This is a genomic window from Aeromonas sobria, from assembly GCF_000820145.1.
Lineage (GTDB): Bacteria > Pseudomonadota > Gammaproteobacteria > Enterobacterales > Aeromonadaceae > Aeromonas > Aeromonas sobria.
The window spans coordinates 54,005-80,220 of sequence record NZ_CDBW01000042.1 but is presented as its reverse complement, the minus strand read 5'-3'; the positions used below and the strand labels follow the sequence as shown (position 1 = coordinate 80,220).

The following is a 26,216-nucleotide window of genomic DNA, read 5'->3' as shown; positions in this document are numbered from 1 at the left end:
TGATTGAAACTGTATCGGTCCCCGCTTTTTCTGACGCGGGGGCCGCCAGATGGTAAAGTTGCGCCGTTTAAACAGGAGTCATCATGACCAACAACGATATTCTGCGCCGTCTGCGCTACGCCCTCACCATCAGCAACGATGAGATGGTCGACATGTTCGCCAAAGGCAACTTGCCGGTCACCCACACCGATCTGCACAGCTGGCTGATGAAAGAAGCGGCGGAAGGGGAAGAGCAAGAAGCAGGCTATGTTGCCTGCCCCGATGCGGCCCTGAGCCAATTTCTGGATGGCTTCATCATCGCCCGCCGTGGTGTGCGAGCGGATGCCCCCGCCCAGGTGATCCCGAACCGGATCAACAACAACCTGATCCTGCGCAAGCTGCGCATTGGCCTCAACTACAAAGAAGAGGATATGCTCGGCACCCTCAAACTCGCCGACTTCAGCCTCTCCAAATCCGAGCTCAGTGCCCTGTTCCGCTCCAAGGATCACAAGCACTATCAGGATTGCGGGGATCAGATCCTGCGCAACTTCCTGATCGGCCTCACTGCCAAGTACCGCGGCTAACAAGCAGCGCGGCTGACCGAGCAGAGCCTTCGACATGCACCAGCGACTCACTCTTACCACGCTCACCGGACCGGCTGCAGCAGGGGGATGGCGCTGGTGCTTGTTACTCCCCCTCTTCTTCCTGCTGCTGGGTGGCTGCACTCCGGCCGGGTATCAGCTCTCTACCCGCTATCAAAGTGCCAACCAGAACGCCCGCATCGCCTTTCTGATCCTCCATTACACCGACGAAGATGATGCCAACTCCCTGCGCCTGCTGACCGAGCCGGAGCACAAGGTGAGCGCCCACTACCTGATCCCCCGCGAAAACCGCGAGACCCCGCTGCCGATCTATCAGCTGGTGCCGGAGAGCGAACGCGCCTGGCATGCAGGGCGAAGCCGCTGGCACCAATATGCCGGGCTCAATGCCAGCTCCCTTGGCATCGAGATCGTCAACCTCGGTTATCCAGCGGAAGATGAGCAGCTGGCCCCCGATGCGCGGCGCTGGCAACCCTACACCCCCGCGCAGATTGCCGCCGTCGGCGCCCTCAGTCAGGAACTGGTCGCCCGCTACCAGATCCCGGCCACTCAGGTACTGGGTCACAGCGATGTCGCCCCCGAGCGCAAACAGGATCCCGGTCCCCACTTCCCCTGGCGCCAGCTCTATCTGGAATACGGGGTTGGTGCCTGGCCCGATGAAGCTCGGGTTGCCGAGCTGCTGGCCAGCCCCCTGCCTGAATGGGATGCGGCAATGTGGCAGCAGCAGCTGGCCCGCTATGGCTATGGCTTGCCCCAGACTGGCCAGTGGGATGAGCAGAGCCGCGCCGTGATGCGCGCCTTTCAGCTCCACTTTCGCGCCAGCAAGGTCGATAGCGAAGCAGACCGCGAATGTCAGGCCATCCTGATGGCGCTGCTCGAAAAATACGTCTCCTGATCCCCCCGCACTACTACGTACGGTTTGATAGCCATTAGCTATCAAACCGTTAGCCACGAGCAATTGTCCCTCTATTTTGCAAGGCGTTACTCTAACTGCGTTCCGAAAGACAATTTCAAACCGATTTCCACATCTGGAGGTGAATGATGAAAAGCCCGATTGGTCTTGATACTGCTCAATCACAAGTCCTGGCAGCCGAGTTGAACAAATTGCTGGCCAGCTACCAGATCCTCTACATGAACGTGCGCGGCTTCCACTGGAATATCCGTGGCAACCAGTTCTTCGAACTACACCTGAAATTTGAAGAGATTTACAACGACCTGCTGCTGAAGGTCGATACCCTGGCCGAGCGGATCCTGACGCTGGATAGCGTGCCCATGCACAGCTTCAGCGACTACCTGAAAGTCTCAGCCATCCCCGAGCAGAAGGGGCTGCACGATGGCCGCGCCTGTGTCGAATCGCTGCTGGAGAGCTTCCGCGAACTGCTGGTCGCCCAACGCCGTATTTTGGGCCAGGCTGCCGAAGCCGGTGATGAGGGCACCGCCTCCATCCTCTCCGACTATGTGCAGCAACAGGAAAAACTGGTCTGGATGCTGCGCGCTTATCTGGCCTAACCCATTGTTAAAGTGAGTTTTGTTGCAAACCTGAGTTGTCTCTCCTGTTATCCACCCGCTTGCCGCCCTGTTTGGGCGGCTTTTTTGTTTTTGATCTGCATCAAGGGAATCTTAATTGGCAAACTGAATGCCTATTAAGTTTTTCGCGAGAGGAATAGAATCGCCACAAAACAGACAACTGAAATGTCCAATTAGGAGAGGCATGATGTTTTGTGTGCAATGTGAACAGACAATTCGTACCCCGGCTGGCAACGGCTGTGCTTACGCACAAGGTATGTGCGGCAAGACGGCGGAAACCTCGGATCTGCAGGATGTGCTGATCTATACCCTGCAAGGGCTCAGCGCCTGGGCGCAGGCCGCCCGCGAGCACAACATCATCGACCGCGAAATCGATGCCTTCGTGCCCAAGGCCTTCTTCGCCACCCTCACCAACGTCAACTTCGACTCCGCCCGCATTGTGGCCTACGCCAATCAGGCCCTCACTTATCGCCAGCAGCTGGCCGATCGTCTGACTGGGATGGCAGTGCAGGTGAACGACTTGCCGCAGTCCGCCCACTTCGAGCCCGGTGCCGAGCTGCTGGAGCAACTTGCCCATGCCGCGCCAGCCGCCCCCAATCGGGGCAAGAGCGAGGTGAACGAAGACATCATGGGGCTTCGCCTGCTCTGCCTCTATGGCCTCAAGGGCGCCGCCGCCTACATGGAGCACGCCCGGGTGCTGGATCAGCAGAGCGACGAGGTGGCCGCCGAATTCCACCGCATCATGAGCTGGCTCAGCACAGACCCGAGCGAAATGGGTCGGCTGTTCAGCTGCGCCATGGAGATCGGTCAGCTCAACTTCAAAATCATGGAGATGCTGGATCTGGGTGAAACCAGCGCCTTCGGCCATCCGGAACCGACCCAGGTCAGGGTCACGCCAATCCCCGGCAAGTGCATTCTGGTCTCCGGCCACGACATGGTGGATCTCAAGCTCATTCTGGAGCAGACCAAAGGGACCGGCGTCCATGTCTACACCCACGGCGAGATGCTGCCCGCGCTGGCCTACCCCTTCTTCAAACAGTACCCCCATCTGGTGGGCAACTACGGCTCCGCCTGGCAGAACCAGCAGAAGGAGTTTGCCAACTTCCCGGGCGCAGTGGTGATGACCTCCAACTGCATCATCGACCCGAATGTGGGCAACTACAGTGACCGTATCTTCACCCGCTCCATCGTCGGCTGGCCGGGCGTCACTCATCTGGAGGGGGATGATTTCTCCGCCGTGGTGGCGAAAGCACTGGCGCGGGAAGGCTTCAAACACACCGAACTCGAGCACTTCATCACCATCGGTTTTGCCCGCAATGCCCTGATGCAGGCTGCCCCGGCAGTGATTGAGAAGGTGAAAGCCGGAGAGATCAGCCACTTCTTTCTGGTGGGCGGCTGTGACGGAGACAAGGCCGAGCGCGCCTACTTCACCGAATTTGCCAAGGCTGCACCAAAAGACAGCCTGCTGCTCACCCTGGGCTGCGGCAAGTACAAGTTCAACAAGCTCGACTTTGGCGACATCGGCGGCATTCCGCGCCTGCTGGATGTGGGTCAGTGCAACGATGCCTACTCCGCAATTCAGCTGGCACTGGCGCTCTCCGAGGCGTTCGAGTGCGGGGTCAACGATCTGCCGCTGACGCTGGTGCTCTCCTGGTTCGAGCAAAAAGCCATCGTCATTCTGCTCACCCTGCTCTCCCTCGGGGTGAAAGACATTCGTACCGGCCCAACCGCCCCCGCCTTCCTCACCCCGGCCCTGCTCAAGGTGCTGGAAGAGCAGTTTGGCCTAAAAGGGACCACCACAGCCGAAGCGGATCTGGCAGAAATACTGGCGGCCTGATCGTCACCTCATGTTGTAAGCGTTTGGCGAGCCGCCCGGCTCGCCTTTTTTCTGGATCCGGCTTTTTCATCAGACGTTTTTCAAACCGTTTCAAAAATAAGGAGCCTTGTGATGACCTCTCTCACGCTCACCTGCATTGGCCGCCAACAGAACACCCACGACGTGGTGAGCTGGCAGTTAGCGCCGCTTTCTGGCTGCCTCCCTCCCGTGCTGGCGGGCCAGTGTATCACCCTGCATACCGAGATTGATGGCCAGCCGGAGTGCCGCGCCTATACCCTCTCCTCCAGCCCGCAGGACGGGTGCTGGCAGGTAACCATCAAGGATGTGGGACGGGTCTCCCGCCATCTGCACCAGACCTTGCAGGTGGGAGATCACATCCGGGCCGATGGCCCGTTTGGCGATTTCAACCTGACCACCCTGCCTTGCGAACGGCCGCTGCTCTTGAGCGCTGGATCCGGCATAACCCCCATGTGGGCCATGCTGCGAGACGAGCTCGCCAAACGGCCGGATGCCGATATCCGCTTTATCCATAGCGCCCGCTCGCCAGCAGATGTGATCTTCGCAGATGACTTGGCTGCGCTGGCTGCGGCTCATGCCGGTGTGCGTCATACCCTGATACTGGAAGAGGCGCCGAAGGCTCATCCCTGGGTGGGCCGACTCACTCCCGCCATGTTGGCCGAACTGGCCCCTGATCTGCGCGAACGCCATGTCTATCTCTGCGGCCCGGCCCCCTATATGGCGGCTATCAGCACCATGCTGGCAGAACTCGGGCTGCCACCAGAGCAGCTGCATCAGGAATCCTTTGGCCTGCCCCCCGTAGAGCCCGCCGCTACCGCCAGCGACCACTTCTGGTTAACCCTGAAAAAGAGCGGCAAAAGGGTGAAAATCCTGCCGGGCCAGACCCTGCTGGCGGCGCTGGAAGCGGCGGGGGAAACCATGATGGCTGCTTGTCGCGCCGGCGTATGTGGCGCCTGCCGGTGCTCCACCGAGGGAGATATCGAGCGCCAGAGCGTGATGACCCTGAGCGCGCAGGATCTGGAGAGCGGCGTGGCTCTGGCCTGCTCCTGCTGCGCCAAGGGGGATATCAGCCTCGATTATTGAGGTATACAAAGGGCTTCATTGGCATCTCAACCTTTTCCCGAGCGGGCAGGACGGGTAGACTCTGCCCCAGTTTCACCAGAACACGGGATAAAAAATGACAATACTGGTCACAGGGGGCGCCGGCTATATCGGCTCCCACACCCTGGTTGAGCTGCTCGGCGCGGGGCAGCAGGTCGTGGTACTCGACAACCTCTCCAACTCCTCACCGGAGTCACTCAAGCGGGTCGAGCAGATCACCGGCAAACCGGTCACCTTCGTCGAAGGGGATGTGCTGGACAGAGCCTGCCTGCAGCAGCTGTTCGCCAACCACCAGATCGAATCGGTCATCCACTTCGCCGGCCTCAAGGCGGTCGGGGAGTCTAGCCAGATCCCGCTCACCTACTACCAGAACAACATCAGCGGCACGCTGGTGCTGTGCGAAGAGATGGCCAAGGCCGGGGTTTTCCGGCTGGTATTCAGCTCCTCGGCCACCGTCTATGGCGATCCCGCTTCGGTGCCACTGCGGGAAGATTTCCCCACCAGCGCCACCAACCCCTACGGTCGCTCCAAGTTGATGGTGGAGGAGATCCTCCGCGACCTGTCCAAATCCGATCCCCGCTGGGCTATCGTGTTGCTGCGCTACTTCAACCCGGTCGGCGCCCACGAGAGCGGCCTGATTGGTGAAGATCCCAACGGTATCCCCAACAACCTGCTGCCTTATATCAGCCAGGTGGGTGTCGGCAAGCTCAAGGAGCTGGGGGTATTTGGTAATGACTACCCGACGCCTGACGGTACCGGCGTGCGTGACTACATCCATGTGGTGGATCTGGCCATCGGCCACCTGAAAGCACTGGCGCGCATCAAGAGCGACACCGGCGTCTTCACCTACAACCTGGGCACAGGTCAGGGCTACTCGGTACTGGAGATGGTCAAGGCGTTTGAAGCGGCCAGCGGCCGACCCATTCCCTACCAGATCAAACCCCGTCGCCCGGGCGACATCGCCGAGTGCTGGGCAGAGCCGACGCTGGCCCGTGCCGAGCTGGGCTGGCAGGCAGAGCGCGGTCTGGAGCAGATGATGGTCGATACCTGGCGCTGGCAAAGCAACAACCCGAACGGCTATCAAGGCTGATGATCTAGCGGGTTGATAACAAAACGCCCCGACATTTTCATGTCGGGGCGTTTTATTTTGCGGCAGTGACTCAGTTGGTCTGGCTACGCAGCAGTGGCACGCTGACCAATCGGGGGGTTATGCGGTCAATCAGCCGATCCGCTAGCGGGGTCAACAGCAGCCAGGGCAGGCAGAGGGTCGCCAGCCCCAACGCGCCGACATAGACATCGGTAAACCAGTGCGCGCCAGCCAGAATGCGCGGCGCGGAAAAGATCGGCACCATCAGCAATGCGGTGACTCCCGCCCAGCGCGGCAGATAGCGCAATGCGTAGCCGGCGAAGATCATCAGGAACAGAGCGTGATCCCCCGGGAAGCTATCACCGGAAGAGTCCTTGGTCGGAATACCGCTGATCTGAGTCACCCGCAGGGCATCGGCCACCATCAGGGTCGGGCTGGGTCGCTCCACCGGCAATCGGTGGCCAAGCTGGTTGATCACCAGTGCGCTCAGCAACATCACTATGCCCATCGCCACCAGCTGGCGACGACCCGCCAGATCCCGGGCGAAGAAACAGCGAGCCAGGATCAGCCCCATACAGGCGAGTACCGCCAGATCGAACAGCCGATTATTGGTGATAGCCACCAGATCGGCCCACAGCGCCGACTGCCCGAGCCAGCCGTTGACGGTATGAAAAATCGCGAGGTCCCACTGATCCCAGGGACCATGAGCGGGCAGCGCAGCCCAACTGATGGCCACCAGACCACCGACCAGATAGCAAAGCAAAAACTTGCCCATACAGACTCTCCGCGGAAAGAGCGACAGCCGGAAACACGTGACCGCCATCACAAAAACGAGGCATTTTAAGGCGATTTAAGCTGAAATCAAGCTCCAAATAAAGCTAACGAACTTAAATCCAGCCAGTGATCTCCTTGGGTCTGCCAAATTTCTGTCACCTTGCTAGAATGCGCACTCCCTTTACTGCGAAAGGAAGCGGTATGCATATTCACATTCTCGGGATCTGCGGCACCTTTATGGGTGGTCTGGCGGTGTTGGCAAAACAGCTTGGTTACCGGGTGACCGGCTCCGATGCCAACGTCTATCCCCCCATGAGTACCCAGCTCGAGCAACAAGGCATCGAGTTAACCGAAGGCTATGACCCCTCCCAACTCGATCCGGCGCCGGATCTGGTGGTGATCGGCAACGCCATGAGCCGTGGCAACCCCTGTGTTGAATATGTGCTGGACCGCAATCTGCCCTATATCTCCGGCCCCCAGTGGCTGCTGGAGCATGTGCTGCAGGATCGCTGGGTACTGGCCGTCGCCGGCACCCACGGCAAGACCACCACCGCCAGCATGCTGGCCTGGGTGCTGGAGTACGCCAAGCTGGAACCCGGTTTCCTCATTGGCGGCGTGCCAGGCAACTTCCCGGTTTCCGCCCGTCTCGGCTCTGCCCCCTTCTTCGTGATCGAAGCGGACGAGTATGACTGCGCCTTCTTCGACAAGCGTTCCAAGTTCGTCCACTACCACCCGCGCACCCTGGTGATGAACAACCTGGAGTTCGATCACGCGGACATCTTCCCGGATCTTGCCGCCATCCAGCGTCAGTTCCACCACCTGATGCGCACCGTGCCGAGCAACGGCCGGGTGCTGTTCCCGCAAGCGGATGACAACCTCACCGCCGTGCGCAAGATGGGCTGCTGGAGCGAAGTAGAGCTGGTGGGTCAGGACGACGCCAAGTGGAAGGCGGTCAAGCTGGCCGATGACGGCTCCGCCTTCGAGGTGTGGCTGGATGGTATGAAACAGGGCGAGGTGCACTGGGAGTGCATCGGCGAGCACAACGTCAACAACGGTCTGATGGCCATCGCCGCCGCCCGTCATGCCGGTGTCATGGTGGAGCATGGCATCGCGGCGCTCTGCCAGTTCAAATCCCCCAAGCGGCGGATGGAGCTCAAGGGTGAGGTGGCCGGCATCAGCGTCTATGACGACTTTGCCCACCACCCCACCGCCATCGAAACCACCCTCGGCGGCCTGCGTGCCAAGGTGGGTGAGTCACGCATTCTGGCGGTGCTGGAGCCACGCTCCAACACCATGAAGCTGGGAGTACACAAGGAGGAGCTGGCCGGCTGCTTCGATGGCGCCGACGAGGTGTTCTTCTTCCAGCCCCCCAATATAGGCTGGGATCTCGGCGAGGTGACAGCTCACATGACCCGACCAGCCAAGGTGTTCAACGATCTGGAGCCCCTGATCAACCGGCTGGTGGCCGAGAGCCGCGATGGCGACCATATTCTGATCATGAGCAATGGCGGCTTTGGCGGCATTCATGACAAGCTGATCGCCCGCCTCAAAGATTACCACGGCGAACTATGAACAACGCGATCACTCTGGCGCTGACCGGCGCCTCCGGCGCCCCCTACGCCCTGCGTCTGCTCCAGTGTCTGGTGCAGGCGGACTATCGGGTCTACCTGCTCGCCTCCTCGGCGGCTCGTGTGGTACTCAAGACCGAGCAGCAGCAGGAGTGGCCCGGCTCGCCGAAAGATCTCTCTGCCTATCTCTGTCGTCACTATGGCGCCAAAGATGGGCAGATCGTCGCCTGCGGCAAGGAGGAGTGGTTCTCGCCGGTGGCCTCCGGCTCGGCAGCGCCCAAGCAGATGGTGGTCTGCCCCTGCTCCATGGGCACCGTCTCGGCCATTGCCAACGGCACTTCCGACAACCTGCTGGAGCGGGCGGCGGATGTGGTGATCAAGGAGCGCGGCCAGCTGATTCTAGTGCCCCGCGAAACCCCCTTCTCGGCGATCCATCTGGAGAACATGCTGAAGCTGGCGCGGCTCGGGGTGACCATCATGCCCGCCGCCCCCGGTTTCTATCATGAGCCGAAAAGCATCGAGGATCTGGTGGACTTTATGGTCGCCCGCATCCTCGATCATCTGGGTGTCGAGCATGCGCTGACCAGCCGTTGGGGCTATGGCCACCACTGAGGTGACCACCAAATCCGGCCATAAAAAAACGGCGCCACTCAATGAGTGGCGCCGTTTTTTCGTTAAGCCGTGTTAGCGAGCCTGAATAGGCGCCGTCACGTACTTGAACAGGAAATCAGTCACCTCTTCGCGCGCAGGGCGCTGGGGTTGATTGATCATCTGCATCATCACATAGCCAAAACCACTCAGGGAGCGGGCCAGATCTTGTGCCGACAGCACGCTGGTGATCTCCCCTGCATCCATGGCGGCTTGCAGCTCGCTGGCGATCAGCTCAAGACACTGATCGAGCAGCCGGGTATAGCGGGGCCATACCTCTTCCCGAACCGATGAACTCCACTCCAGCCAGATACCGGCATAATCCGGTTGATCGTAGGCGGCATCGACAGAGAGGCTGACATGACGCCTGACCTTGTCGAAGATGGAGCCGTTGGCATCGTATGCCTGTGACAGCATATGGTTCACAAAGCGTTCGATCTCGGCCAGCACCTCATCAACCAACTCCTCGCGGGTGTTGAAATAGTTGAATACGGTAGCAACTGAGACCTTGGCCTGTTCGGCTATCTCGGCGTGCCCTGCACGGCCAATGCCGCGACGGGAGAACACCTCGATGGCACATTCCATCAATTGGGAGCGACGAGCTTCCGGCGAGAGCCGGGTACGACGTCTTATTTCTGCGCGTGGTTCCATAGTTTTTATCATCTAATAGTTATTGATTATGGTGTTTATAGTATTTTAACTAATCATGCCTGAGTGCCTGCTAACTCTATCAATTAAAATAAGCCGATAAAAGCACCACGTATCTCTAGCACCCTTCAACATGAGTGGTAGAATCATCGGTTTTGATATTCATGAACGGCCAAATCCCCTTTGGCCTTATGGGAGTAAGTGATGAAACACACTGTCGAGGTGATGATCTCCGAGGCTGAAGTAGCCGCCCGGATCGCCAAATTGGGTGAAGAGATCACCGCTCGCTATCAGGGTTCCGACGAAGTCGTGATGATTGCACTGCTACGCGGATCCTGCGTATTTCTGGCTGACCTCAGCCGTCAGTGCCAACTGCCTATCACCATGGACTTCATGACCGCCTCCAGCTATGGCTCCGGCATGCACAGCACCCGTGACGTCCGTATCCTGAAAGACCTGGACGATGACATCAAGGGCAAGGATGTGGTGATCGTGGAAGACATCATCGACACCGGTTACACCCTCAACAAGGTGCGCGAGATCCTCTCCCTGCGCGAGCCAAAATCCCTGGCCATCTGCACCCTGCTGGACAAACCCTCCCGTCGCGAAGTGCAGGTGCCGGTAGACTGGATTGGCTTCGCCATCCCGGACGAGTTCGTAGTCGGCTGTGGCATCGACTACGCCCAGAAGTACCGCAACCTGCCGTTTATCGGCAAAGTGGTACCCCAGGAGTAAGCCAGGTTCAGGAATATCGCGGGTGACGTGGCCTGGTGCCACGCACTCTGTGCGGGCGGCCTTGGCCGCCCTTTCTGTATCGAGCCGGGTTCAACCATCACAGAGGTTGTAATGAACGCACTGGAAATCAGCGGCCTGAAAAAGACCTATCAGGGGGGCGTCGAAGCCCTTAAAGGCATCGATCTTGCCGTCAAGCAGGGGGATTTCTTCGCCCTGCTCGGCCCGAACGGCGCGGGCAAATCCACCACCATCGGCGTCATCAGTTCGCTGGTGAACAAAAGCGCCGGCAAGGTGAAGGTGTTTGGCTACGACATCGACAGCGATCTGGAACAGGCCAAGGCCCAGCTCGGGCTGGTGCCGCAGGAGTTCAACTTCAGCCAGTTCGAGAAGGTGATCCAGATTGTCACCCATCAGGCCGGCTTCTACGGCGTGCCCAAGGCGGAAGCGAAGATCCGCGCCGAGAAGTACCTGCGCCAGCTCGATCTGTGGGAGAAGCGCAACATGGCTGCCCGCACCCTCTCCGGCGGCATGAAGCGTCGCCTGATGATCGCCCGCGCCCTGATGCATGAACCCAAACTGCTGATCCTCGACGAACCCACCGCCGGGGTCGATATCGAGATCCGCCGCTCCATGTGGACCTTCCTCAAGGAGCTCAACGAGCAGGGGGTCACCATCATCCTCACCACCCACTATCTGGAAGAGGCGGAGATGCTGTGCCGCAATATCGGCATCATCGACAAGGGCCGCCTGATCGAGCACACCAGCATGAAAAACCTGCTGGGCAAGTTGGGCCGTGAGACCTTCCTGCTCGACCTTGCGCCAGGTTCTGCCGTACCGGACGTACCAGAGTTCAACGGCCGCATGCCGGATGAGCGCACCCTCGAGGTGGATCTCGACAAGAGTCAGTCACTCAATAGCCTGTTCGAGCAGCTGTCGAGCCAGCAGGTGCAGGTCGTGAGTATGCGCAACAAGGCCAACCGGCTGGAAGAGCTGTTCGTCAATCTGGTCGAAGAGGGGAGAAAAGCATGAATCTGGCCATCTATTACATCGCTTTCAAGAGCATTCTGGCCAAGGAAGTGAGCCGCTTTACCCGGATCTGGATCCAGACCCTGGTGCCACCGGCCATCACCATGAGCCTCTACTTCGTCATCTTCGGCAACCTGATCGGTTCGCGCATCGGTGACATGGGTGGCTTCACCTACATGGAGTTCATCGTGCCCGGCCTCATCATGATGTCGGTGATCACCAACTCCTACTCTAACGTCGCCTCCTCCTTCTTCAGCGCCAAGTTCCAGCGCAATATCGAGGAGATGCTGGTGGCGCCGGTGCCCAACTACGTCATCATCGCCGGTTATGTGGGCGGTGGCGTGGCGCGTGGCCTCTGCGTCGGCCTCATCGTCACCCTGGTGTCGCTGTTCTTCGTGCCGCTGCAGATCCACCATCTGTTCAGCGTCTGCTTCACCGTACTGCTCACCTCGATCCTGTTCTCGCTGGGCGGGCTTATCAACGCGGTGTTTGCCAAGACCTTCGACGACATCAGCATCATCCCCACCTTCGTGCTGACGCCGCTCACCTATCTGGGCGGAGTGTTCTACTCCATCAGCCTGCTGCCCTCCTTCTGGCAGGGTGTCTCCCAGGTGAACCCCATCATCTACATGGTGAACGCGTTCCGTTACGGCTTCCTCGGTATCTCCGACGTGCCGCTCGGTACCGCCTACCTCATCATCATCGGCTTTATCGTGGCCCTCTACGGCATCGCCTGGTGGCTCATCTCCCGGGGCACCGGACTGCGTCACTAAGCTGATTAATTGTTCAATGCATTAGGCACCCTCGGGTGCCTAATGCCAGTCAGTTAAGCATTTTTGTGACTAAATATTCTGGATGTTGAATATCAAAAACGCCTCCACGGTTAAAGAGTCAATTTGGCACCAACCCTTGCCCTGACTGGCATGCAATAAAAAGAGGGAGGCATCATGCCTCCCTCACTCTTTAGCCCTTATACCCCGCGGGTTGGGACTCAAATTCTCTTAACTGACTTGCATTACCCTCAGGTGCCTGTTTTGTTTTCTGCCGTGACCGCAGGTCCCGTGCTGCCCATACATGCTATCCCCGCACCTAATAACCGCTTCATTATTAAGGACTATTCTGACTCCTTGTGATCCAGCGCACTTTTAACACTACCTCCAAATGTATAATTTCGCTGTTGGAAAGGCCGTATCGGACGGCCTTTCTGTTTTTCTCATTTTCCACCAGGGCAGGATCGCCTATGTCACTGATCACTGAGTTGCCAGCCATTTTCGAGAGTTTTTCAGATGCCCGTCGTCAGGGCTTTCTGGCTGTGATGGCACTCAAGGAGCGACAGATCCCCTTGGTCGGAACCTACTGCACCTTCATGCCGCAGGAAGTGGCAATGGCCGCCGGCGCCGTGGTGGTGTCGCTCTGCTCCACCAGCGACGAGACCATCGAGGAGGCCGAGAAAGATCTGCCCCGCAACCTCTGCCCGCTGATCAAGAGCAGCTACGGGTTCGGCAAGACCGACAAGTGTCCCTACTTCTACTTCTCCGATCTGGTGGTGGGTGAAACCACCTGCGACGGCAAGAAGAAGATGTACGAGTACATGGCCGAGTTCAAACCGGTGCACGTGATGCAGTTGCCCAACCGCGCCGATGACGAAGCCTCCCGCACCCTGTGGCGCAGCGAGATCGTCCGCTTCAAGGATCTGCTGGAGCAGCAGTTCGGCCAGCCCATCACAGATCAGGCTCTGCACCAGGCGATCGTGCTGAAAAACCGCGAACGCCGCGCGCTGGCCGACTTCTACCGGCTGGGCCAGCTCAATCCCCCGGCGCTGAGCGGCACCGATCTGCTCAAGGTGGTCTATGGCGCCACCTTCCGCTTCGACAAGGAGCAGCTCATCACCGAGCTGCAAGAGATGACCAGCCGCATCAAGGCCGAGTATGCCGAGGGCAAGCGGCTCGACGCCCGCCCGCGCATCCTCATCACCGGCTGCCCCATCGGCGGCGCAGCCGACAAGGTGGTGCGCCTCATTGAGGAACACTGTGGCTGGGTAGTGGGCTACGAGAACTGCACCGGTGCCAAGGCGACCGAGCAGTGCGTCAGCGAACAGGGTGATCCGTTCGATGCCCTGACCGACAAATATCTGGCCATCGGCTGCTCCTGCATCTCCCCCAACCACCAGCGGATGACACTGCTGAGCCAGATGGTGGAGGAGTATCAGGCGGACGGGGTGATCGACGTGATCCTGCAGGCCTGCCACACCTATGCGGTGGAGTCGCAGGCCATCAAGCGCCACGTGCGAGAACGCCACGGCATCCCCTACATGGCGGTCGAGACCGACTACTCCAGCGCCGACAAGGGACAACTGGCTACCCGGCTGGCTGCCTTTATCGAAATGCTGTAAGGAGTCGCCGTGTCACTCTCCATCGGGATTGACTCGGGCTCCACTGCGACCAAAGGGATCCTGTTTGATAGCCGGGACGGCGGGCGTATTGTCCGCCGCTTTCTGGTGCCAACCCCTTTTCGTCCGCTGGCAGCCATCGAGCAAGGCTGGGCCGAACTGTCGGCCGAGCTGCCCCAACGACCCCATCTGACCCTGACCGGCTATGGCCGGGATCTGGCGCAATTCGCCGATCGCCGGGTCACCGAGATCTCCTGTCACGGGCTGGGTGCCCGCCTGCTCTGCCCATCGGTACACACCGTCATCGACATCGGCGGCCAAGACAGCAAGGTGATCCAGCTTGATGGCGACGGCAACCTCACCGACTTTCTGATGAACGACAAGTGCGCCGCCGGTACCGGCCGCTTTCTCGAGGTGATCACCCGCACCCTAGGTGCACGGGTCGAGCTGCTCGACGAGCTGCTGCTGGGGGCCGAGCCCCACGACATCAGCAGTATGTGCACCGTGTTTGCCGAGTCGGAGGCGATCAGCCTGCGCTCGGCGGGCATTCCGGCCGAGTCGATCCTGGCCGGTATCGTCCGCTCCATGGCCAGGCGCAGCGCCAACTTCATCGGCCGCCTCGGCGCCAGACCGACGGTGCTCTTTACCGGCGGTGTCAGCCACTGCGCCACCTTCCGCCACTATCTGGCCGAAGGGTTGGGCTGCGAGGTGGCCACCCATCCGGATGCCCAGTTTGCCGGTGCACTGGGGGCCGCCCTGTTCGGCGCTCGCGCCAGCACGGGAGGCACATCATGAAGCAGGAGTTCCTCTACCTGTTCCACTCCACCCTCGGCACGGTCAGGCTGCGCAAGCGGCTGGAGCAACACGACCAGTCGTTTCGGGTCTGCGACGTGCCGCGCCAGCTCAGCGCCGGCTGCGGCCTCGCCATTCGCCTGCACTGTCTGCCAGATGAATGGCAGGGCTGGTGTCAGCGCGGCGAAACGGCCGCCGTCTTTCGCTGCGAAGCGGCCGGCACCTATCAGGAGCTGGCCCGCTACCCAGCCGCTTGAACCTGCAAAATCAACCAAATTTGACCGCACGGCACCCAACCGTGGCAGCAACTGCATTTATCCGGTTATGCGGATTGCCAGTGCCTCACGGCACGGGATCCGCCGCGCCTGCATTAACAACAAGGAGAAACACCATGCACAACACGCACACTGGCAACACTCACAGGGCCAAACGCTGGCTCACCGGCCTGCTGATGTCCGGCTGCCTGCTCGCCTCCCAGGTGGGTGCCGCCCCCTCCGGCAAGGATATGACCATCTGGTTTGATCTCGGCGGCCCGGTCGGCGAATCCTACGTCACCGTGGTGCAGAATGGCGCCAAACAGGCAGCAGAAGATCTGGGGGTGGATCTGCGACTGGTCTACTCCGACTGGCAACCCCAGAAAATGATCGAGAACTTCAAGCAGGCGGTGGCCGCCAAGCCCACAGGCATCGTGGTGATGGGCCACCCTGGCGACAGCGCCTACCAGCCGCTGATTGCCGACGCCATCACCAAGGGGATCAAGGTCACCTCGGTGGATACCGAGCTCTCCGGCACCATGGCCAACGAATTGAGCAACGGTTTTGGCTATGTAGGCGACAACAACGCCACCCGCGGCATCAATCTGGCCAAAGAGGCCCTGCGCCGCAGCGGCCTGAAGAAGGGTGACCGCGCCATGGTGTGGGGCATCAAGGATATCGCCCAGCGCAGCGACTCCACCCGTGGCCTGATCAAGACCCTAGAAGAGGCGGGCATGAAGGTCGACTTCATCCAGATCTCGCAAGAAGTGGACAAAGACCCGTCCCTGGGTGCCCCGGTCGTCACCTCCTATCTGGCAACCCACCCCGACGTGAAGATGGTGCTGGTGGATCACGGTGCCCTGACCGCCCAGATGGGCAACTTCCTGCGCAACGCCGCCGTCAAACCCGGTGAGCTGTTTGTCGCCGGTTTCAGTCTCTCCCCCGCCACCGCAGACGGGATCCAGTCCGGTTATGTGCAACTGGTAGCCGATTGCCAGCCCTACCTGATGGGTTACCTCTCGGTGGTCCAGCTGGTGCTGAGCGAGCGTTACGGCTTCGCCGGGCTGGACATCAACACCGGGGCCGGTTTTGTCACCAAAGACAACATCGCGCTCATCGCCCCGCTGGCGGCCAAAGGTCTGCGCTAAATGGCGCCACTGGCCCTCGAGCTGCACGGGCTGAACAAATGGTTCGGCCCGGTGCAGGCCCTGCGGGATATCCATTTCCAGCAACGGGCGGGTGAAGTGGTGGCCCTGCTTGGCGACAACGGCGCGGGCAAGTCGACCCTGATCCGGGTCATTGCCGGTGCCGAACCGTTCGGCAGCGGCACCCTGACCGTTGCCGGGCAGACGGTGGCAGGCGATCACTACGATGTGCCCACCGCCCGTCGACTCGGCATCGAGACCGTCTATCAGAGCGGCGCCCTTGGCGAGCAGCAGAGCGTCTGGCGCAACCTCTTTCTGGGGCGCCATCTGCGCAATCGCTGGGGCTTTATCTACCGGCAGGAGGAGCGACGCCGGGCCGCCGAGCTGCTGCGGGTGCTCCATTTTCGTGGCATCGGTGCCAACGTCGATGCGCCGGTCAGCCTGCTCTCCGGCGGCGAGCGGCAGGGGCTGGCCATCGGCCGCGCCATGCTGTTCGATGCCCGGCTGGTGATCCTCGATGAGCCGACCACCGCCCTCTCCCTCGGCGAGGTGGAGAAGGTACTCAGCTTTATCGAACAGCTGCGGGCCCAGGGCCGCGCCTGCCTGCTGATCACCCACAACATGGCCGATGCCTACCGAGTCGCCGACCGCTTCGTGGTAATGGACAGGGGCGCCATCGTCGCCCAGTACCACAAAGCCGACATGACCCTCCCGACCCTGCAACAGGCGTTGCTCGATGCCGTCAGAAGGGGCAGCCAATGAGACAATTCCTGCTCGCCAATCGGGCGCCTTTACTGACCGGGCTGATCCTGCTGCTGCTGTGGGGGCTGTTTACCAGCATCAGTCCGGTCACCTTTTTCCATGGCCGGATCTACACCTCCCTGCTCTCGACCATTCCGCTGACCATACTGCTGGCGCTGGGGATGACTCTGCTGATCATCGCCCGCGAGATCGACATGAGCTTTCCGGCGGTCATCGCGCTGGGGGGATTTATCTTCGCCTGGCTGTTCCAGCACACCGGCTCGCCGCTGCTGGCACTGCTGGGGGCGATGGCAGGTGGACTGCTGTGTGGACTGCTTAACGCCCTGCTGATCGTGCAGTTCCAGATCCCCTCCATCATCGCCACCATCGGCACCCAGTTCTTTATCGGCGGCCTCACCACTGTGCTGGCCGACGGGCTGGCCCTCAGCCTGCCCGAGATCCGCGACACCCTGCTCCATACCCTGTTGACTGGCAGAGTGTGGGAGTGGCTACCGGCCCAGGCCCTCTGGAGCCTGCTGGCAGCGCTGCTGCTCTGGCTGCTGCTGGCTCATCACGCGCTGGGTGACAATATCAACTTCATCGGAGACAACCCGGAGGCCGCCCGCCTGATGGGGGTGCCGGTCAACCGGATGCGACTTGGCCTCTTCATGCTGATGGGGCTGCTCGCCGCGCTGGTCGGGGTGCTGATCAGCGTCGAGATGAGCAGCTGGTGGCCCAATCAGGGGCAGGGTTACATGCTGCTGGTGTTTGCCTCCGTCTTCATCGGCGGCACCTCGGTACTGGGGGGCAGAGGCACTCTGCTGGGCAGCCTGTTTGGCGCCTGCATCATCGGCATGCTGGAGGCAGGCATCATCAGCGCCGGTCTCGACGGCTTCTGGACCCGACTGGTCTACGGGGTGATGATCCTCGCCGCCCTGATGATCCACGGCAGCATGCTGCAACTTCAACAGGGACGCTGGCGTTCCCGTTTTTTCAAATAAGGTTCTGACATGAGCAAAATCACCATTATTGGCGCTGGCAGCGTCATGTTTACCCGCCAGATCGTCTCGGCTCTGCTTTCCTACCCCGCCATGGCGGGTACCGAGCTGGTGTTGATGGATCTCAATCCCGAGGTGCTGGCCCAGAGCCACCGTCTCATCACCATGATGGTGGCGCAATCCGGCCTGCCGATGCAGGTGAGCCAGACCACCAGCCAGCGCGATGCGATTCGCCATGCGGACTTCGTCATCAGCGCCATTCAGGTGGGCGGCCTAGCCCCCTGGAAGCTGGACATGGCGATCCCGGCCAAATTCGGGGTGATCCAGGAGGTGGGCGACACCATGGGACCGGGCGGCATCTTCCGCGCCCTGCGCCACATTCCACCCATGCTGGCAATCCTGCGGGATATGGAGGAGCTCTGCCCGAACGCCCTCTTTATCAACTACGCCAACCCGCTGGCCCCCCTCACCTGGGCAGCCAAGGAGGCAAGCGGCATCCAGTCCATCGGCCTCTGCTACGGGGTGCGCTACACCGTCGCCCAACTGGCCGGTTATCTGGGGGTCGGCCCCTGGGTGGATCACCCCTCCACCCCGGAACGCTGGCAGCGCCTGATGTATCACGATGTGCCCGCCGAGGTGGAGTACGAGTTCGCCGGGATCAACCACATGACCTGGATCACCCGCTTCGCCATCCATGGCGAGGATATGCAGCCGCGGATCCGGGCGCTGGTGAATGATCCGAAAACCCGCGAGGCAGACGGCGTGCGCTGCGAAGTACTGAAGTTCTTCGGCCTCTGGTGTACCGAGAACCACTGGCACTGCAGCGACTACCTGCCCTATTTCCGCAAGAACGAGGCGATGATCAACCACTTCCTGCCCCAGCGCTGGAATCTGCTGGCGCTTGAAGAGCAGGTCCACGCCGCTGGCAAAGCGGAGATCACCGCCCAGCTGGCGGGGGAGAAACCCTTCGTCATCGCCCCCAACATGCTCAACGGGCCCAAGCTGATCCACGCCATGGTGAGCGGCGAGCGCACCCGCATCAACGGCAATCTGGCCAACTGCCAGCCCGAAGGGCTGCTGGTGGATAACCTGCCCACCGACTGCGTGGTGGAAGTGCCAATTTGGGTCGATGAGAAGGGGCTGCAACCGCAGGCGATGGGGCGACTGCCGACCCAGTGCGCCAGCCTGTGCAAGAGCAACACTGCGGTGCAGGAGCTGATCGTGCAGGCGGCCCTGACCGGCGATCTTGATGCCGCCCGCTACGCGCTGGCCCTCGATCCGGTCACCGCCACCGTCTGCACCCTGGAGCAGATTCAGCAGATGTTCGACGAGATGTACGCCGCCCAGCGCCAGTGGCTACCCCAGTTTGCCTGATTGCAATAAGGGTCGGGACTGCGGCGTTCATGCCCAGTACCGACCCTTTTCCCCGCAAAATCGAGATTTATCTTGCTCGCAATGGGTTTAGCCATTGCGGCTCAATCGGTAATGGTTAGAATTTATCTCTCTCTATAAAGAGGTAGATGATGCCTGCATTGCTGCGCATACTGGCCAAGCTGGCACTGGGTGGCTTCTTCGTCGCCTCGGCCGGGTTCAAGCTGGTTTCCCCCGCCCTGTTTGTCGAACAGATCGCGGCCTTCGGGCTGATCTGGCCGTCACTGATCCCATTCGTCGCTTGGGGGCTGATCGCCCTTGAGCTCTGCGCCGGACTCGCGGTCATCGCCAACCGGCGCTGGGGACTGTGGCTGGTGATCGGGCTGCTCGCCCTGTTTATTCCGGTGTTGGGCTATGGCATTGCCATTGGGCTCGACATCTCTTGCGGCTGTCTTGGCAAGGCTGATCTCAGCTCGCTGCCACAAGCCATTGTGCGGGATCTGCTGCTACTGACGCTTGCGGGCGCCCTGCTGCGACCCTCCCGCCCTGTTTTTCCCGTTCTAAAGGAGTAGTGACATGATGACATTGCGATCCCGCACCCTGCTGGCCTCGCTGATCGCCGCCAGCTTTGCCCTCGGTGGCTGTGGCGACAACCAGTTCGAGCAGGAGGTGAAGCTGGAGCAGTCGGCGGTGCAGCTGGCGCAAGAGACGCAGCAGGGGGGCTATCAGCTGCTGACCGTGGCCGAGCTGAAGACCCGGATGGATAAGGGTGAGGAGCTGGTGATCATCGACACCATGCCCTATGAGGACTCCTACAAGAAAGAGCACATCCCGGGCGCCAAGAACTTCGTCTTCGTGAAGGAGGCCAAGTCCGGCGACAACTGGAGCGAGATCATCGAGGGGAGCGGCACCCCGGAGCAGTTCCAGGCGCTGCTGGGTGAAGACAAGTCCCGTCCGGTGGTGATCTACTGCGGCTTCGTCAAGTGCGGCCGCAGCCACAATGCCGCCGCCTGGGCGGTGACTCAGGGCTATCAGCAGGTCTATCGGGTACCGGGCGGTATCTTCGCATGGAAAGGGGCCGGTTACCCCGTCTCTGCCGAGTAACCGCGTCTGCCCACAAGGCAACACAGCCGACATAAAGAAGCCCGCAACTGCGGGCTTCTTTCATATTGCGTGGCACTCAGGGTTAGCTGGCGGCCTGTGGCTGCTCCAGTGCCTGCTCCTGACTCTGCACTTGGGCCAGCTGCTGTTTGCCCAACAACCGCTTGGTGATCATCGCCGCCATGATGGAGCCGTTGACGTTGAGGGTGGTACGGCCCATGTCCACCAGCGGCTCGATGGCGATCATCACCCCCACCAGCGCGATGGGGAAGTTGAGGGTGGAGAGCACGATCAGCGCGGCGAAGGTGCCACCGCCGCCCACCCCTGCAACCCCGATGGAGCCGAGTGCGATGACCGGCAGCAGGGTGAGCAGGAACAGGGGATCAAACGGGTTGATGCCGAGCATGGGGGCGATCATCGCCACCATCATGGCCGGGTAGATACCGGCGCAGCCATTCTGACCCAGATTGGCACCGAACGAGGCGGCGAAGTTGGCGATGCTGGCGGGCACCCCAAGGCGCTGCTGGGTCTCGATGCTGAGGGGGATGGAGGCCGCGCTGCTGCGGGAGACAAAAGCGAAGGTGAGCACGCCCCACACTTCCCGCAAATAGTGCAGCGGGTTCTGGCCGATCAGCAGCAGGATCACCATGTGCACCGCGAACATCGCCAGAATGGCGACATAGCAGACCAGAATAAAACCGAGCAGACTGAGGATCTCGCTCAGGGGATAGTGAGCCACCACCCGGGCGATCAGCGCCATCACGCCATAGGGGGTGAGCGCAATCACCACCCGCACCATCTTCATCACCCACAGTTGCAGGGTATCGATGGCGACGGCGGCGCGAGCCCCCGCCTCCGGGTGCTCCGCCTTCATCTGCAGCAGAGCAACCCCCGCCAGCACGGTGAAGATCACCACCCCGATCACCGAGAGGCCGCGGCTACCCGCCATATCGGCGGCAAAGTTGGTGGGCACCAGCGAGAGCAGCAGGGCAGGCAACGTCTGGGCACTGTCGATGGTGCTCATGCTCAGTTGCAGGGCGGCGCTGTCGCTGCCGTGGCTCAACAGCCCGGTGGCGGTAAGGCCGCTCAGGTGGGTAATGGTCATCCCCACCACACCGGCGATCATCACCAGGGTCAGCATGGAGCCGATCAGCACGACACTAATCTTGCCAAGGGACTGGGCCTGCTCCAGCTTGTTGATGGCGGAGAGGATGGAGGTGAACACCAGCGGCATCATCACCACCTTGAGCAGGCTGACATAGCCGCCGCCGACGATATTGACCCACTCCAGCGTCTGCTGGACACCGGCATCATCGGCGCCCCACCCCAGTTGCAGACCGAGACCAAACAGCCCTCCCAGCAGCAGACCGGCGAGCACCTTGCGCGACAGCGGCGCAGTGGCGGGCAGCCGGGTCAGGGCGAAACAGAGCAGACAGAAGAGCAATGAAGCAAACAAGGTAAACATAAATAAACACCTGTAGCGGCCATCAGGGCCGATTGTGGAGAGAGAAAACAGCGGGTGCGAGCGGGGTCGCGGGGGAGGACGCCGGATTGCAGGCGCGAAAAAACAGCGGACGCCCGAGGGGTCGTCCGCTGGCAATCGGGGGAATTACTTCTTTACGGGGGCGTCGTACTGCTCGGATTCGTCGCTATAGACGCAGACGTTCCACTTGGCGGCCAAACCATCTTCCGCCAGGCAGTAACGCTCGAAGAACGCGGTGATCTCGGCGCGCTGGCAGTGGGCTTCGAAAGCCGCCATATCTTGCCAAATCTCGTTGAACACGATGGGGAAGCTCTCCCCCTCGGCAAACGGGCTGGCGATGTGGCGGGTCACCCGATATTGCAGGCAACCATCCTCACGCAAGGTATTGGGCTCGAGCGCCTGCAGCACCTGAAACAGGGCTTGCTCCTGACCGGGTTTGGGCAGGAATTGGGCAATGCAATAAACCTTCTTGGACATGGGGTCCTCCTGGTTGTGGCGGGTTCAGGCTTGTTGCAGCGTGACCACTTGATTGTCGATAAGGCGGGCCTTGCCCAGATAAGCAGCCATCAGGATCACCAGCTGCACGCTCTCGTCAGTGGCGGATTCGAGGGTGGCGGCATCGACGATGTCGATGGCATCGGTACGGAAACCGGCGTTGTCGAGACGCTGACTGGCCTGCGCCACCAGCGACGGCAGGTGGTGGTCACCCGCTTCAATCTGCCCGGCGATCCAGTTCATGGTGCGTGCCAGCTCGGGGGCCAGCGCCCGCTCGGCGGCAGTCAGGTAACCGTTGCGCGAAGAGAGCGCCAGCCCGTCTTCGGCTCGTACAGTGGGCACGCCGACAATCTCGATGGGCATCGCCATGTCGGCCACCATCTTGCGAATCAGTGCCAGCTGCTGGTAATCCTTCTGACCGAAGCAGGCCACATCCGGCTGCACCAGATTGAACAGCTTGGTAACCACGGTGCTGACCCCACGGAAGTGACCGGGACGCAGCGCCCCTTCCAGCAGGCCGGAGAGGCCCGGCACCTCGACGAAGGTCTGGCTCGCCAGCCCTTGCGGATACATGATCTCTGGGGTCGGGGTGAACACCATGTCTACACCGGCTGCTTCCAGCGCAGCGCAATCCTGCTCCAGGGTGCGCGGGTAGTTGGCGAGATCCTCAACCTTGTCGAATTGCATCGGGTTGACGAAGATGCTGACCACCACCTTCTCGGCGTGGCTGTGCGCCTCTTTCACCAGGGTCAGGTGGCCCTGATGCAGGTTGCCCATGGTGGGCACGAATGCGATGGCACGCCCTTCACGGCGCCATTGGCTGATCTGCTCACGCAGAACGACGGGATTATTTACGACCAACATCAGCAATTCACCTTCCGATAAATCAAAAAGAGACGGATTACATCACCCAGAGCGGATGGCACTGGATTGTTCACCAGCATCATCTGCAGCTCAACTATCCAATAGTTCAACTATCAGCAATTCAACTATGCAGAAGCACAACCTCAGATGAATTAACAAGATACGGATTAAATATCTCTGGCCAACAAAGGCAAATGGGGGCATATGCCCCCATCAGAATACCGAACCGGATCAGTTAAAACAGTGTTCAGGGCCGGGGAAGCTCCCCTCGCTCACCTGCTGGACATAGAGGCGGATGGCGGCACGCACATCGCCGGTCTCGGCCAGGAAGTTCTTGGTGAACTTGGGCACATAACCGGAGGTGACGCCAAAGGCATCGTGCATCACCAGGATCTGGCCGTCGGTCGCGGGGCCGGCACCTATGCCGATCACCGGGATGCGCAGCGCCTTGGTGATGCGCTCGGCCAGCGCCGTGGGCACACACTCGAGCACCAGCAGCTGGATACCGGCCGCTTGCAGTTCGAGGGCCTGACGGTAGATCTCCTGGGCCTGAAACTCGTCGCGCCCCTGCACCTTGAAGCCGCCAAAGACATGGACGGATTGCGGGGTGAGGCCGAGGTGACCGCACACCGGCACCCCGTTGCGGGTGAGGTGGCGGATGGAGTCGCAGAGCCAGTCGCCCCCTTCCAGCTTCACCATGCGGGCACCGGCAGCCATCAGGCGGGCGGCGTTCAGGTAAGTCTGCTCAGGGGTGGCGTAGCTCATGAACGGCATGTCGGCGATGACCAGCGCCTTGCTGGCACCGCGCGCCACACAGCGGGTGTGATAGACCATCTCATCCATGTTGACCGCCAGGGTATCCTGACCCCCTTGCAGCACCATGCCCAGCGAATCGCCGATGAGCAGCACGTGGGCCCCTTCGTCGTCGAACAGCTTGGCAAAAGTGGCATCATAGGCGGTGATGGCGGTGAACTTTTGACCTTCCTGCTTCATCTTCAGCAGGCTGGCGGTGGTGATCTTGCTCATAGAGGCTCCTGTAGATCTGCACTCGGCGCAATGATGGCCAAATCATTGTGCGGGCAGCGGGCAACCAGTCGGGCGAGCGGGGTGCCGCAGGGCAGCACCAGAGCAGGCGCAATTTCGGCAAGGGGCAACAGCACGAACTCCCGCTCCTTCATGCCGTAGTGGGGTACGATCAGGCGCTCATGGTTGATCACCTGATCCCCATAGAGCAGCAGATCGAGATCCAGGGTTCTGGGTCCCCACCGCTCATCTTTGCGCACACGTCCCTGTTCCAGCTCGATTTTTTGTAATTGATCCAGCAGCGCAAGTGGCGCGAGCCGGGTATTGAGCCGGGCTACGGCATTGACGTAGTCCGGTTGGTCAGCAGGCCCCATGGGGCGGCTGCTGTAAAACGACGAGGCCTGCACCAGCACAGATTCCGGCAACCTTGCCAGGGCGGCAACGGCGCGACGAGCCTGACCCAGCGGGTCAGACAGGTTGGAACCAATGGCGATGAAGACCTCGGTCATCACGTCTGTTATCACTCGGCCACTTTCGGCTTACGGCGACGGGGGCGACGACGGTTGCGGCTGTTGCTGCTGCGTTTCTCGCCGTCAGCGCTGCGGGGTTCAGCGGCCGGGGCACGCTCGCCACTCGCAGGGCGGCGGGTCGCCTCCCGCTGCAGTTGCGGCCGCACATCGGAATTGGAGGCGACATAGCGCTCCCACCAGCTGGCCAGCTCGCCAAGACCACGCTCGACCCGGTTGCGTAGCAACAGGAAGTCGAATGCCGCGCGGAACTTGGGATGCTCCATGGCCCGCTCGGGGTGACGGCCCTGACGACGGGTCAGACGCTGTTGCAGTGCCCAGATATCGCGGACATCGGTAGTGAAACGGCGGGGAACGGCGATGATCCGCACCTGATTGTCCAGCACCTCGTTGATCGCCAGCATGAAGGCGTCATACCAGGGCAGACCACTCTCATTCTCCAGCACCCGACCACGGGCTTCGACACAACCCCACAACAGGGTGGCGTACAGGAACGCCGGATTGACCCGCTTATCTTCACGAACCCGGGCATCGGTATCGGCCAGGGCATGTTCGATAAACTGCTCGTAAGGGGAGTTGCCATGCGGGGTGAACAGCGCAGCTACTTGCGGGAACAATGGCTGGAACAGACCATATTCACGCAACAGCTTGTAGGTCGCCAGACCGTCGCCAGCCAGGAACAGCTTGAGCGTCTCCTCAAACAGGCGGGCCGGAGGAATATCCTGCAGCAGCGAGGCCAATTCGGCGATGGGGGCGGCAGTGCGCGGGCTGATGGTCATATCCAGCTTGGCGGCAAAACGTACCGCACGCAGCATCCGCACCGGATCTTCGCGGTAACGGGTCTCGGGATCACCGATCAGCTCCAGCTTGCGCTCGGCCAGATCTTCCAGCCCACCCTCGAAATCGTGCAGGGTAAAATCCTTGGCACTGTAATAGAGGGCGTTAACGGTAAAGTCGCGGCGCTCGGCATCCTCTTCGATGGTGCCGTAGACGTTATCGCGCAGCAGCATGCCTTCGTCAGACTGGACCGACATATGTTTGCTGGTATTGACCTGATGGTGGTGACCCCGGAAGGTGGCCACTTCGATCACGTCACGACCAAAGACAATGTGGGCCAAGCGGAAACGGCGGCCAATCAGGCGGCAGTTGCTGAACAGCGCCTTGATCTGCTCCGGCGTCGCATCGGTGGCGATGTCGAAATCCTTGGGCGTCTTCCCGAGCAGAATATCCCGGACTCCGCCGCCGACCAGGTAGGCTTCATAACCCCCTTTGTTCAGGCGATAGAGCACCTTGAGTGCATTCTCGCTGATCTCTTTGCGCGAAACAGGGTGCTGGTCACGGCTTAAGGTACGACGTTGACCGGCGACACGGGCTGGAACAGGAGATTCCGCCGGCTGCTCGCCGTCTTCCTTGCCGAGCACCTTGCGGCAAAAGTTTGCGATCTGGGAAAAAATGGTACACCTCTTAATTACTTCTAAATTGACGG

General features: G+C 60.8%; 28 protein-coding genes. 20 read left to right on the top strand and 8 right to left on the bottom strand.

The genetic code is table 11. From position 1 onward, the window contains the following. Positions 1-83 precede the first annotated feature (83 nt). The 6 genes from BN1135_RS18385 to galE all read left to right on the top strand — a co-directional run bounded on the left by BN1135_RS18385 (position 84) and on the right by galE (position 6,151). The gene (locus BN1135_RS18385) at positions 84-563 is read left to right on the top strand and encodes a YehS family protein (RefSeq protein WP_042023631.1); all 480 of its coding nucleotides are present in this window, start codon (positions 84-86) and stop codon (positions 561-563) included. A 34-nt stretch (positions 564-597) separates the two neighbouring features. Next, entirely contained in the window at positions 598-1,473 is an 876-nt protein-coding gene (locus BN1135_RS18380; protein ID WP_042023628.1) for an N-acetylmuramoyl-L-alanine amidase, read from the top strand. Positions 1,474-1,619: 146 nt separating this feature from the next. Next, positions 1,620-2,087, top strand: coding sequence for a Dps family protein (locus BN1135_RS18375; protein WP_042023626.1), 468 nt, complete (start codon positions 1,620-1,622; stop codon positions 2,085-2,087). Between the two features lie 205 nt (positions 2,088-2,292). After that, complete coding sequence (gene hcp, locus BN1135_RS18370) at positions 2,293-3,942, top strand: hydroxylamine reductase (protein WP_042023622.1); 1,650 nt, start codon at positions 2,293-2,295, stop codon at positions 3,940-3,942. A gap of 111 nt (positions 3,943-4,053) precedes the next feature. Next, positions 4,054-5,043 carry an FAD-binding oxidoreductase gene (locus tag BN1135_RS18365; RefSeq protein ID WP_042023619.1) on the top strand — a complete coding sequence of 330 codons (990 nt, stop codon included), beginning with the start codon at positions 4,054-4,056 and terminating at the stop codon, positions 5,041-5,043. A 94-nt stretch (positions 5,044-5,137) separates the two neighbouring features. Further along, positions 5,138-6,151, top strand: a complete 1,014-nt coding sequence (gene galE, locus BN1135_RS18360) for a UDP-glucose 4-epimerase GalE (RefSeq protein ID WP_042023617.1) — start codon at positions 5,138-5,140, stop codon at positions 6,149-6,151. Positions 6,152-6,221: 70 nt separating this feature from the next. Here the strand turns inward: galE and BN1135_RS18355 are convergent, their stop codons facing one another. Then, positions 6,222-6,923: a phosphatase PAP2 family protein gene (locus BN1135_RS18355; protein ID WP_042023615.1), complete on the bottom strand. Its 702-nt coding sequence runs from the start codon at positions 6,921-6,923 to the stop codon at positions 6,222-6,224. A gap of 200 nt (positions 6,924-7,123) precedes the next feature. Between BN1135_RS18355 and mpl the strand changes: the two genes are divergently transcribed. Then, entirely contained in the window at positions 7,124-8,494 is a 1,371-nt protein-coding gene (gene mpl / locus BN1135_RS18350) for a UDP-N-acetylmuramate:L-alanyl-gamma-D-glutamyl-meso-diaminopimelate ligase (RefSeq protein WP_042023612.1), read from the top strand. Beyond that, positions 8,491-9,102, top strand: coding sequence for a flavin prenyltransferase UbiX (locus BN1135_RS18345; protein ID WP_042023609.1), 612 nt, complete (start codon positions 8,491-8,493; stop codon positions 9,100-9,102). The genes mpl and BN1135_RS18345 overlap by 4 nt, the downstream gene beginning before the upstream one ends. Positions 9,103-9,174: 72 nt before the next feature. On the opposite strand, the gene BN1135_RS18340 is transcribed toward BN1135_RS18345, so the two are convergent. Further along, positions 9,175-9,789 (bottom strand): TetR/AcrR family transcriptional regulator, encoded by a 615-nt coding sequence (locus BN1135_RS18340; RefSeq protein WP_042023607.1) that lies wholly within the window; start codon positions 9,787-9,789, stop codon positions 9,175-9,177. A 201-nt stretch (positions 9,790-9,990) separates the two neighbouring features. Here BN1135_RS18340 and hpt point away from each other — a divergent pair, with 201 nt between their 5' ends. From hpt to BN1135_RS18280, 12 genes are all read left to right on the top strand, one after another. Further along, positions 9,991-10,521, top strand: coding sequence for a hypoxanthine phosphoribosyltransferase (hpt, locus tag BN1135_RS18335; RefSeq protein ID WP_042023605.1), 531 nt, complete (start codon positions 9,991-9,993; stop codon positions 10,519-10,521). 111 nt (positions 10,522-10,632) lie between these two features. Beyond that, on the top strand, positions 10,633-11,550 hold the full coding sequence (locus tag BN1135_RS18330) for an ABC transporter ATP-binding protein (RefSeq protein WP_042023602.1): 918 nt from the start codon (positions 10,633-10,635) through the stop codon (positions 11,548-11,550). Next, positions 11,547-12,320: an ABC transporter permease gene (locus BN1135_RS18325; RefSeq protein WP_042023600.1), complete on the top strand. Its 774-nt coding sequence runs from the start codon at positions 11,547-11,549 to the stop codon at positions 12,318-12,320. The genes BN1135_RS18330 and BN1135_RS18325 overlap by 4 nt, the downstream gene beginning before the upstream one ends. A 467-nt stretch (positions 12,321-12,787) precedes the next feature. Further along, positions 12,788-13,939, top strand: a complete 1,152-nt coding sequence (locus BN1135_RS18320; RefSeq protein WP_042023598.1) for a double-cubane-cluster-containing anaerobic reductase — start codon at positions 12,788-12,790, stop codon at positions 13,937-13,939. A gap of 9 nt (positions 13,940-13,948) precedes the next feature. Continuing rightward, the gene (locus BN1135_RS18315; RefSeq protein ID WP_042023595.1) at positions 13,949-14,731 is read left to right on the top strand and encodes an acyl-CoA dehydratase activase; all 783 of its coding nucleotides are present in this window, start codon (positions 13,949-13,951) and stop codon (positions 14,729-14,731) included. After that, entirely contained in the window at positions 14,728-14,985 is a 258-nt protein-coding gene (locus BN1135_RS18310) for a putative Se/S carrier protein (RefSeq protein WP_042023593.1), read from the top strand. The genes BN1135_RS18315 and BN1135_RS18310 overlap by 4 nt, the downstream gene beginning before the upstream one ends. A gap of 134 nt (positions 14,986-15,119) precedes the next feature. Further along, positions 15,120-16,130, top strand: coding sequence for a sugar ABC transporter substrate-binding protein (locus BN1135_RS18305; protein WP_042023591.1), 1,011 nt, complete (start codon positions 15,120-15,122; stop codon positions 16,128-16,130). Then, positions 16,131-16,889, top strand: a complete 759-nt coding sequence (locus BN1135_RS18300) for an ATP-binding cassette domain-containing protein (protein ID WP_042023589.1) — start codon at positions 16,131-16,133, stop codon at positions 16,887-16,889. It abuts the gene before it with no gap. Beyond that, positions 16,886-17,869, top strand: a complete 984-nt coding sequence (locus BN1135_RS18295; protein WP_042023586.1) for an ABC transporter permease — start codon at positions 16,886-16,888, stop codon at positions 17,867-17,869. The genes BN1135_RS18300 and BN1135_RS18295 overlap by 4 nt, the downstream gene beginning before the upstream one ends. 9 nt (positions 17,870-17,878) lie before the next feature. After that, positions 17,879-19,240, top strand: a complete 1,362-nt coding sequence (gene melA, locus BN1135_RS18290; protein ID WP_042023583.1) for an alpha-galactosidase — start codon at positions 17,879-17,881, stop codon at positions 19,238-19,240. A 149-nt stretch (positions 19,241-19,389) separates the two neighbouring features. After that, positions 19,390-19,809 carry a MauE/DoxX family redox-associated membrane protein gene (locus BN1135_RS18285; RefSeq protein ID WP_042023580.1) on the top strand — a complete coding sequence of 140 codons (420 nt, stop codon included), beginning with the start codon at positions 19,390-19,392 and terminating at the stop codon, positions 19,807-19,809. Between the two features lie 4 nt (positions 19,810-19,813). After that, positions 19,814-20,341 carry a rhodanese-like domain-containing protein gene (locus tag BN1135_RS18280; protein ID WP_033134998.1) on the top strand — a complete coding sequence of 176 codons (528 nt, stop codon included), beginning with the start codon at positions 19,814-19,816 and terminating at the stop codon, positions 20,339-20,341. 82 nt (positions 20,342-20,423) lie between these two features. Here the strand turns inward: BN1135_RS18280 and BN1135_RS18275 are convergent, their stop codons facing one another. From BN1135_RS18275 to pcnB, 6 genes are all read right to left on the bottom strand, one after another. After that, complete coding sequence (locus BN1135_RS18275) at positions 20,424-21,803, bottom strand: cation:dicarboxylate symporter family transporter (RefSeq protein WP_042023576.1); 1,380 nt, start codon at positions 21,801-21,803, stop codon at positions 20,424-20,426. A gap of 144 nt (positions 21,804-21,947) precedes the next feature. Further along, a complete protein-coding gene (locus BN1135_RS18270) occupies positions 21,948-22,298 on the bottom strand; it encodes a putative quinol monooxygenase (protein WP_042023570.1) in 351 nt (116 codons plus the stop codon). A gap of 24 nt (positions 22,299-22,322) precedes the next feature. Continuing rightward, positions 22,323-23,180, bottom strand: coding sequence for a pantoate--beta-alanine ligase (gene panC / locus BN1135_RS18265; protein WP_042023567.1), 858 nt, complete (start codon positions 23,178-23,180; stop codon positions 22,323-22,325). A 231-nt stretch (positions 23,181-23,411) separates the two neighbouring features. After that, the gene (gene panB, locus BN1135_RS18260) at positions 23,412-24,206 is read right to left on the bottom strand and encodes a 3-methyl-2-oxobutanoate hydroxymethyltransferase (protein ID WP_042023565.1); all 795 of its coding nucleotides are present in this window, start codon (positions 24,204-24,206) and stop codon (positions 23,412-23,414) included. Beyond that, positions 24,203-24,712, bottom strand: coding sequence for a 2-amino-4-hydroxy-6-hydroxymethyldihydropteridine diphosphokinase (gene folK / locus BN1135_RS18255; protein WP_042023563.1), 510 nt, complete (start codon positions 24,710-24,712; stop codon positions 24,203-24,205). The genes panB and folK overlap by 4 nt, the downstream gene beginning before the upstream one ends. An 11-nt stretch (positions 24,713-24,723) precedes the next feature. Further along, a complete protein-coding gene (gene pcnB, locus BN1135_RS18250) occupies positions 24,724-26,199 on the bottom strand; it encodes a polynucleotide adenylyltransferase PcnB (protein WP_042023560.1) in 1,476 nt (491 codons plus the stop codon). Between the last annotated feature and the right edge of the window lie 17 nt (positions 26,200-26,216).